This window comes from Microcoleus sp. B3-A4 (assembly GCF_036705385.1).
Taxonomy (GTDB): domain Bacteria; phylum Cyanobacteriota; class Cyanobacteriia; order Cyanobacteriales; family Microcoleaceae; genus Microcoleus.
Window position 1 is genome coordinate 68,304 of the sequence record NZ_JAUBUI010000024.1, and the last position, 7,834, is coordinate 76,137.

Sequence of the window (7,834 nt, forward strand, 5' to 3'; positions counted from 1 at the left end):
TCTCGGAACGTACAATAATTAATGATAAAATAGCGTAAGGATTCAGCTCCCCAATTGTGGTAATCTAACAACAATCCACTTTCATTCTCGATCGAGTGCGTGCAGCTATGCGAATGGGTAAAAATTTACAAAAGTTTCTGCTTTTCACAATAGGGTTATTTTTCGCAGTATCGCTATTGATTAAAGTTACTAAATTTCACAATTATTTCGGCATCAACCGTGCCGATACCGAAGTAAAAGTTGTTGCCCTCACCTACGATGACGGGCCCTATCCTCCCTATACAAATCAGCTTTTAGATATCTTAGACCGCTATAAAGTTAAAGCAACTTTTTTTGAAATCGGTCGCAATATTGAGAAACATCCAGAAATCGTGAAAATGATTGTCGCGAGGGGAGATGAGTTGGCAAACCATTCCTACTCTCACAAAGATATGATGTTTAAACCCCGGGAAGTTTTGCTGTCTGAAATTGAAAAAACGGACAAACTTTTGCAGGAAGTTGGGGTTAAGCAAGACAGTATCAGTTTTCGGCCGCCTTGGGGTAGGCGATTTGTGGTTTTGTCTTATTTGCTATCCCAAATGCACAAAAAACTGATTATGTGGGATGTGGATTCCCAAGATTATGAAAAAACACTCACGGCGGAAGATATCGCAAATCGGGTGATTGACAATGTGCGATCGGGTTCGATTGTGGTGATGCACGACGGTGGGGGCGATCGCTCGAAAACCGTAGCAGCAACTGAGATGATTGTCAAGGATTTGCAGTCGAAAGGTTACGAATTTAAAACTGTTTCTGAGTTGTTGAAATAGCAGTAGGGTGCGTCAGCCACAATTATTTTCGCAACAAATCAACAATCTCATACTGACGCAGCAGGAAATAATATCAATTCCGGTTGCACTCCTCCGGAATTGTTGACTGTTGACTGTTGACTGTTGACGGGCGGGCGGGTCGAAAAACTGAATGGTTGAGTGTTAACTGTTGACTCGATTTTATTATTCCAATGCAACCGGAAACGATATAAATGGTGCGCCACAATTAGACTTTTCGTGCAGATTTAAAAATTAAAATCTGACGCACCCTACCACAATCAATAACCCAGATAGTTTGCCACGTAATTAGCAACTTTTATGCTGCCGCCCGATCGCCCCATTCTCTCTAAACCATTTTGAATGCAACTGGCTAAATATTTATCATCTTGCAAAGTGCGATCGACTGCCAAAGCAGCTTCCTTGATAATATAGCAAAACCCTTTGATTTGTAAACAATCGATTCAATGATCGCCAGCGTTTCAGGTGGTTCTACATTCATGACTCAAATAGACTTGCTATATAAGAATTCGCTAGTTGTGTGCCAATAACCTGCACCGAATGACCTAAAAGCCGATTTTGAGCCTCCGCAAACCGATAGGTAAATGCAGGGCCGTTCCCCGGTACTGCAATTACAGGTTTTCCCAAGCCCACAGCTTGTTCGACAGCAGTTCCCGTCATCCCAATTACTAAACTAGACTGCTGCAAAATATCGGCGAAAGCATCGGCCCAGCAAATCACTTCGACTAATTTTTCTTCACCAAAAGACGGTTTGATTGCTGGAAAAATGAGCTTGCCCGATCGCTGTTGCCATCCAGAGCGCGTCGCAATATCATCTAATTGAGGCATTAAAGCCGGCACTAAAGCTGCCCGAAACTGCACCGGTACAGTAGAGTTACTAGCCATTTCTTTAACCAGTTCCAGGAGCAAAACGAGGTTGTTAGTGGCTTCTGGGAGGCGAGAACCGGGGAGAAGGGCGATCGTCCGAACTCCGGGTATTAACTGCAAATCTTTGCCCGTAGAATTGAGGTTGTCCATGACAGGATTGCCGACAAACTGAGCTTTCTTTAAACCCTGTCGCTTTAAGTCAGCAGCAGTCAAAGCATCTCTAGTAAAAACCGCCAGACATTTATCTGAGCAAAGCAACTGCCACAAGATTAAACCCAAATCGACTCGCCCTTCGTAATAACTAGAATGGGCCGATAGAAAAATTATATAGGGGCGGTTGCTGGCATGGGCGATCGCCGCCGCGACAATATCCCCAGTCGCCACCACCAAATCGCAGTGGCGCGAATGCCTCCAAACAGCCTGCAATTGCTGCCAAGTCAAAGCAATTAGCCCCGCCCCAATATCTTTGAGGAAAAACAGGGGATTCATGTAAAAAACTCCCCCAGACGGCATTTGACTGGTGGGCCCAATAATTGGCACGGTCGATCGGCGGTAAGCAGCCCCGTCACCTACAATCGGCATTGCCGAAACATCAACATCCGCGCCAGAGGCTCTCAAAGCTTTGAGAATTTGACAGTTAATCGCGTCTTCCCCGTGGCCGTTGCTGAGGAAAAGTATCCCCTTCGATTTCATATAATCAGAATACAATCAGAATCAGTGCCGAGCTTTTTTTAAAGACAGCCGTGCGATAGCTAAACTCGGGCGGGCTAACTTTTTGTTAGTCTAATTTAAATACATTGTGGAAGTGAAACAGCGTGAATATTGAAATTGGGCGGGGCAAAAGCGCTCGCAGAGCTTACGGCATAGATGAAATCGCGCTTGTACCGGGACAGCGCACCCTCGATCCGAGTTTGGCAGATACCAAGTGGCAGATTGGCGGGATCGATCGAGAAATCCCGATTATAGCCAGCGCAATGGATGGGGTAGTCGATGTCCGCATGGCGATTTTGCTGTCGGAATTGGGAGCAATGGGGGTGCTCAACCTAGAAGGAATTCAAACCCGCTATGCCGATCCCCAGCCAATATTAGAGCGCATCGCCAGTGTCGGGAACCACGAATTTGTTTCCCTGATGCAGGAACTTTATGCCGAACCCATCAAGCCAGAATTAATCGAGCTCAGAATTAAAGAAATTAAAGCAGCAGGAGGGATTGCCGCCGTCAGCGGTACACCGGCCGCTGCGAGCAAATACGGCCGGGCGGTTGCTGAATCGGGAGCCGATATATTTTTTGTGCAAGCAACGGTAGTCTCGACAGCTTTTCTTTCCCCTGAATCAATCTCATCTTTAGATTTGACACAATTCTGTCAAGAGATGCCGATACCAGTAATTTTGGGCAACTGCGTCACCTACGAAGTCGCCCTGAATTTAATGAAAACCGGCGCTGCGGGCATTCTCGTGGGCATTGGGCCGGGGGCTGCTTGCACCTCTAGAGGCGTATTGGGTGTCGGCGTTCCCCAAGCCACAGCGGTAGCAGACTGCGCCGCCGCGCGGGACGACTACTATCGCGAAACTGGCAAATACGTGTCGGTGATTGCTGACGGCGGTTTAATTACTGGCGGCGATATCTGCAAGTGCATTGCCTGTGGTGCCGATGGAGTGATGATTGGTTCGCCCTTTGCCAGGGCCGCCGAAGCTCCCGGCCGCGGCTTTCACTGGGGAATGGCGACTCCCAGCCCGGTTTTGCCGCGCGGCACTCGCATTCGCGTGGGGACTACGGGTACTGTGGAGCAAATTTTGCGCGGGCCGGCCCTCCTAGATGACGGTACGCACAACTTGCTTGGAGCTCTGAAAACTAGCATGGGCACCCTGGGCGCTAAGGATCTTAAGGAGATGCAGCAAGTGGAGGTGGTAATTGCTCCTTCTCTGCTGACTGAGGGTAAAGTCTATCAAAAAGCTCAACAATTGGGCATGGGTAAGTAGATTTACCGATCGAATACCAGCATACCTTGACAAAATTTGTTCAAGAGTCTCGAAATTTACAGAATATTGTGGAATTATCGAGAAGTAGGTGTCACAATATAAGAAGCGGAGACGAATGTTTCCGTTCACTCCTCACACCACACTCCGCCCGGACTACTGTTCGGGCGGTTCCTTTTTTGGCGGACATCTTGGCTCTTGCTTACTAGATACAGAACAGAGGCTTGTAGCTCCGGAGAGGCCTAGAGTGGGAGAGTGGGAAAGTCTGGGAGTGGAAGAATTTTTCTTCTAGATAAGTGCATTCTGCCTTCGGAAACATAAGTGCCTTCGGAAACATAAGTGCCTTGTTCCTTCAGAAACCTTGTGCCTTCTTCCTTCTACCGTCTTCCCTCTTCCTTCTACCGTCTTCCTTCTTCCATCAGAAGCCTTCTGTTAAAATCGTTGACGCAAATGGTTACACTTTTTGCTAGACTTGTTATCCGAGAAATAGTATTTACAAGGATGGCTAGGGATGTCAGCAGCCGCGCAAGTAACCGACTCTACCTTTAAGCAGGAAGTGCTCGATAGCGAAGTTCCAGTTCTAGTGGATTTTTGGGCTCCCTGGTGCGGGCCCTGTCGGATGGTGGCGCCCGTCGTAGACGAAATTGCCCAGCAATATGAAGGGCAGGTCAAGGTAGTAAAAGTTAATACCGACGAGAATCCTAACGTGGCCAGCCAATACGGTATCCGCAGCATTCCGACGCTGATGATATTTAAGGGCGGTCAACGTGTGGATATGGTGGTTGGGGCAGTTCCGAAAACTACTCTGGCAAACACTCTGGAAAAGTACATTTAACCCAACTGCGAGCGGTTTCGCGCTGTTCTTTGTGGGCCGCGAAAGCTAACTCGCTTCAGAACCGGGGCAAAGCTACTGGAAAAGTTATTAGTTGCCAGCAGGTCAATTTGCTGGTCGCTATTAGCTTCAAAATTTAGCTTGCCCCTTAATTTTTAGTAGCGACAATTTGTTATTGTTTCGGAAAAATTCATGATTCGTTCTGCGTCTGGTCAAGGTTTTGAGTCCATCCAAGCTGAAGTGATGGATTTGCTCGATCGCTTGCCAATGTTGAAGCACTCTGAGTGGATCGAACGATCGCTCTCTACTATAGTGCAAATGGCCAGAGAGGATCTCGATCGCCTAGACTTGAAGATTATTGCGGCGTCGCTCCGAGATATGGAGAGCGCTTTTGAGATGTTTTATCCTTACCGCCACGTTCGCAAAATTGTGATTTTTGGTTCGGCAAGGGTGTCACCGCAATCTGCGGAATATTTGATGGCCAGAGACTTTGCGCGGGCGATGGCCGAGCAGGGGTTTATGGTGATTACTGGCGGCGGCGGGGGAATTATGCAGGCGGGGAACGAGGGGGCGACTGCTGAACGTTCTTTTGGGCTGAACATTCAGTTACCTTTCGAGCAGAGTTCTAATCCTTTCATTGCCGGCGATCCAAAATTGCTCAATTTTAAATATTTTTTCACTCGCAAGTTATTTTTTCTCCGGGAGAGCGATGCTTTAGCTCTGTTTCCGGGCGGTTTCGGCACTCTGGACGAGGCTTTTGAGTGTCTGACTTTGACTCAAACTGGCAAGTTCGGGCCGGCTCCTGTGGTATTGATCGATCGACCGGGAGGAGATTATTGGCACGATTGGAATTATTTTGTGCAAAAACAATTGCGGGGCCGGGGTTTGATTTCACCCGAAGATCGCAGCCTGTATACGATTACGGACGATATAAATGTCGCTTGCGAGGCGATCGGCAGTTTTTATCTGGTTTATCACTCCTGCCGCTACGTGCGCGAAAAACTGGTAATTCGCTTGAAAACAGAGCTTTCTGAGGAGAATGTCGATCGGCTAAATACTGATTTTAGCGATATTGTTGTCACCGGAAAAATTGAAAAAAGTCAAGCTTTGGAACCGGAAATAGGAGATGAAACTTTCGAGCTGCCGCGCCTGACTTTGCATTTCAACCAGCGGGATTTTGGGCGGCTTTATCAGCTAATTGCTGCTATTAATCAAATGGGTGCAGCTTCGCCGGCGGCGACCCACCCAGAACAAAAGTAGTTATTAGTTATCAGTCATTAGTGATTTTAAATATGGGTGAGATTAGATAGAAGTTGGACAACTTGTATTTTGACAAAACCGCTCTGCTGAGATAAGTTTTTGTAAAAAGTAAAGAAAAAAGCGTCCAAGAGCCAAATAAAATCTTGTCAATACCTTGATGGCGTTGTTTGGGAAAAAAACAGCAAAATGCTAGACCTGCTGCTAATTGCAATTTTGGGATTTCTCGGCAGTTTCGGTCACTGCGCTGGGATGTGCGGCCCGCTGACAATGGCGTTTTCTCTTTCTAATTCCCGCAACGATAAATTAGCTGCTTTCCGCTTTCATTTGCTGCTAAATTTGGGGAGAATTACTGCTTACGCTTTGGTTGGTGCTGCAATTGGCGGACTGGGTTCGGTGTTAATTGCTGGCGGACTTTTGGCAGGTACGGGTAGCGAATTGCGGCGGGCGATCGCACTTCTAACGGGCACGATGCTGATTTGGTTCGGAGTAGGGCAAATTAAACCGAACTTGCTGCCGAGATTGCCGCTGCTGCACCCAATGTCGCACGATCGAGTCGGACAAGCAATGAGCAAGCTTTCGGCACAAGAAAAGTGGTGGGTGCCGATTGCTTTGGGTTTGCTTTGGGGCTTGATTCCCTGCGGCTTCCTCTACGCCGCGCAGATTAAGGCGGCGGAAACCGGAAATTCGGTTTTGGGTGCGGCGACGATGCTGGCTTTTGGACTCGGCACGCTGCCAACTATGCTGGGAGTGAGTTTTTTTGCTGGCCGATTGAGCGCGGACAAGCGCAGTCAACTTTTTCGTGCGGGTGGCTGGGTGACGGTGGCGATCGGGATTCTTACCTTGCTGCGAACCGATGAAATGGTCGATTTTACCGGCCACGCAGCGCTGCTGTGCTTGATGCTAGCACTGTTGGCGCGTCCGGTTAGCAAGTTTTTGCCGCAACTGTTGCGCTACCGCCGCGTCTTGGGTGTGGGGGCGTTTGTCCTAGCAGTCGCCCACACGTTTCATATGCTGGATCATACGCTGAAATGGAATTTTGACGCGCTATCTTTTATGTTGCCGCAGCACCAGTTGGGAATGGCGGCTGGGATGCTGTCGCTGCTGTTGATGTTGCCGGCGGCGGTTACAAGTTGCGATCGCATTCAAAATTATTTAGGTCAACTGTGGCGAATGCTTCACCTGTTAAGCGTTCCAGCTTTCTTGCTGTGCGCTGTACACGCTGCACTCATCGGTTCCCACTATCTCGGCGGCTTTGAATGGAAGTTGCACAATCAACTGCTGACAGCCGTTTTAGCGGTGGTTACGGTGTTAGTTATGTTTGTGCGATCGCGCTTTTTTTGGTCAATTTTATCACTGGACAAGTTCTATGTTTCGCCTGTCAAACAAAAGTAAAAGTTTAGGATTGTTAGTTTTTTTGGGATTGCTAATTGAAGCAGCAATTCCCACTGCGCCGCAGTTAAACTCGATTTCTGTTTTGGCGCACCAAGTCGAAGTCTCGGGAGATGTAGCCGCTACCTTTCACCTAGAACCAAACCACAACCCCCGCGCCGGACAGTCTGCGAGAGTGTGGTTTGCGCTAACTCGCCGGGGCGGCAAAATTATCCCCTTAGAGCAGTGCAATTGCAAATTAGCGGTTTATCCAAAAGAGCGCCAAGAAGGGGATAAGCCACTGATGCAGCCGCCTTTAAAAGCCATATTTGCCGAGAAATATCAAGGGATTCCCGGGGCTGATATCGTGTTTCCTAAGGCTGGCATTTACCAGCTTGACTTGAGCGGAACAGCCAAAAACCCAGCTAATTTTCAACCGTTTAAACTGAGTTACACTGTCACCGTTAGGTAATACCATTTGATATTTTAAGGACTGATTCGGGAGAGATCTTATGTAAGTTAACCGCAGAGAGCGCAGAGAGCGCCGAGGGGAGAAAAGAAGAGGCAGATTGAGAGCAAGTTTTCTATTTGAAGTTAAGGGGGCAGGGGATCTATAATTTAGTTAAATTGGGAGCATCCCGCTTTTTAACTAAGCAGAAATACTGAGTTTAATGTGGTTATTTAAATATGCACACCTGAGTCTT

The 7,834-nt window shown here is 47.9% G+C and carries 8 protein-coding genes; 6 read left to right on the forward strand and 2 right to left on the reverse strand.

The features are described 5' to 3' along the window. Window positions 1–176 precede the first annotated feature (176 nt). The gene (locus tag QUB33_RS12560) at window positions 177–809 is read left to right on the forward strand and encodes a polysaccharide deacetylase family protein (RefSeq protein ID WP_333350829.1); all 633 of its coding nucleotides are present in this window, start codon (window positions 177–179) and stop codon (window positions 807–809) included. Window positions 810–1,087: 278 nt separating this feature from the next. On the opposite strand, the gene QUB33_RS12565 is transcribed toward QUB33_RS12560, so the two are convergent. Together QUB33_RS12565 and QUB33_RS12570 are read right to left on the reverse strand one after the other, a co-directional pair. Continuing rightward, entirely contained in the window at window positions 1,088–1,219 is a 132-nt protein-coding gene (locus QUB33_RS12565; RefSeq protein WP_333350831.1) for a hypothetical protein, read from the reverse strand. Between the two features lie 85 nt (window positions 1,220–1,304). Next, the gene (locus tag QUB33_RS12570) at window positions 1,305–2,387 is read right to left on the reverse strand and encodes a lipid-A-disaccharide synthase-related protein (RefSeq protein WP_333350833.1); all 1,083 of its coding nucleotides are present in this window, start codon (window positions 2,385–2,387) and stop codon (window positions 1,305–1,307) included. A 122-nt stretch (window positions 2,388–2,509) separates the two neighbouring features. Between QUB33_RS12570 and QUB33_RS12575 the strand changes: the two genes are divergently transcribed. The 5 genes from QUB33_RS12575 (at window position 2,510) to QUB33_RS12595 (ending at window position 7,602) form a co-directional block, all read left to right on the forward strand. Further along, window positions 2,510–3,673 carry a GuaB3 family IMP dehydrogenase-related protein gene (locus QUB33_RS12575; RefSeq protein WP_333350835.1) on the forward strand — a complete coding sequence of 388 codons (1,164 nt, stop codon included), beginning with the start codon at window positions 2,510–2,512 and terminating at the stop codon, window positions 3,671–3,673. Window positions 3,674–4,181: 508 nt separating this feature from the next. Then, window positions 4,182–4,505: a thioredoxin gene (trxA, locus tag QUB33_RS12580; RefSeq protein ID WP_006631199.1), complete on the forward strand. Its 324-nt coding sequence runs from the start codon at window positions 4,182–4,184 to the stop codon at window positions 4,503–4,505. 189 nt (window positions 4,506–4,694) lie between these two features. Continuing rightward, on the forward strand, window positions 4,695–5,762 hold the full coding sequence (locus tag QUB33_RS12585) for an LOG family protein (RefSeq protein ID WP_333350837.1): 1,068 nt from the start codon (window positions 4,695–4,697) through the stop codon (window positions 5,760–5,762). 186 nt (window positions 5,763–5,948) lie between these two features. Further along, window positions 5,949–7,154 carry an urease accessory protein UreH domain-containing protein gene (locus QUB33_RS12590; RefSeq protein ID WP_333350839.1) on the forward strand — a complete coding sequence of 402 codons (1,206 nt, stop codon included), beginning with the start codon at window positions 5,949–5,951 and terminating at the stop codon, window positions 7,152–7,154. Continuing rightward, window positions 7,129–7,602 carry a hypothetical protein gene (locus QUB33_RS12595; RefSeq protein WP_333350841.1) on the forward strand — a complete coding sequence of 158 codons (474 nt, stop codon included), beginning with the start codon at window positions 7,129–7,131 and terminating at the stop codon, window positions 7,600–7,602. The genes QUB33_RS12590 and QUB33_RS12595 overlap by 26 nt, the downstream gene beginning before the upstream one ends. The last annotated feature ends 232 nt before the right edge of the window (window positions 7,603–7,834 follow it).

Bases quoted from the DNA above. Each gene is read 5' to 3' on its own strand.
- QUB33_RS12570 (WP_333350833.1), bottom strand. From the start codon at position 2,387: ATGAAATCGAAGGGGATACTTTTCCTCAGCAACGGCCACGGGGAAGAC.
- trxA (WP_006631199.1), top strand. From the start codon at position 4,182: ATGTCAGCAGCCGCGCAAGTAACCGACTCTACCTTTAAGCAGGAAGTG.
- QUB33_RS12585 (WP_333350837.1), top strand. From the start codon at position 4,695: ATGATTCGTTCTGCGTCTGGTCAAGGTTTTGAGTCCATCCAAGCTGAA.
- QUB33_RS12590 (WP_333350839.1), top strand. From the start codon at position 5,949: ATGCTAGACCTGCTGCTAATTGCAATTTTGGGATTTCTCGGCAGTTTC.
- QUB33_RS12595 (WP_333350841.1), top strand. From the start codon at position 7,129: ATGTTTCGCCTGTCAAACAAAAGTAAAAGTTTAGGATTGTTAGTTTTT.